This window comes from Corallococcus sp. CA053C (assembly GCF_003611675.1).
Lineage (GTDB): Bacteria > Myxococcota > Myxococcia > Myxococcales > Myxococcaceae > Corallococcus.
In genome coordinates this window covers 1-607 of the sequence record NZ_RAWA01000842.1, presented here as the reverse complement: position 1 = coordinate 607, position 607 = coordinate 1, and the positions used below count along the sequence as shown (strand labels likewise).

Here is a 607-nt window from a genome sequence, read left to right as displayed (position 1 = left end):
GCTCCACTTGCTCCAGGAAGCTTCCCCACTTGATGTGGGTCCGGTTCGGCTCGCTCAGGGGGTTGCCCTCGAGCGCGCGCCAGTCCCAGCGCGCCGGGGGAATCTCCTCGATCAGGTCATGCCCCTGTTCGAGGTGTCGCCAGAAGGTGTCGAGATCGGGCGAGCGCGCGAAGAGCCCCCCCATGCCGATGATCGCGATGGGCTCGGACGCGGAGCGCTCCGTGCGAGCGGTGCGCGGCGCGGGCCGGGACTCGACCCGCATCGGGGCCGGGGGCTTGTGCGGCGCGGGCGCGGCGGCGGTGCGCTCGTCGGGGAACCGGGCGCCCAGCGCCTCGCGGTGCGTGGCGAGCAGATGCTCGACGAGGGACCCCAGCCGATCATGCTCGAAGAGCATCGCGGCCGTGAGGTCCACGGCGAGCTGCTCGCGCAGCCGGTTGGCCAACTGGGTCATGGAGATGGAGTCGAAGCCGAAGTCGCGCAGCTCCACTTGCTCCAGGAAGCTTCCCCACTTGATGTGGGTCCGGTTCGGCTCGCTCAGGGGGTTGCCCTCGAGCGCGCGCCAGTCCCAGCGCGCCGGGGGAATCTCCTCGATCAGGTCATGCCCCTG

1 protein-coding gene is annotated in these 607 nt (G+C 70.8%); it reads right to left on the bottom strand.

Features of this window, described 5'->3' with window-relative positions; translation table 11 throughout:
• A partial coding sequence (locus D7V97_RS43515) for an acyl carrier protein (RefSeq protein ID WP_147445283.1) occupies positions 1-607 on the bottom strand: 607 nt, incomplete at both ends.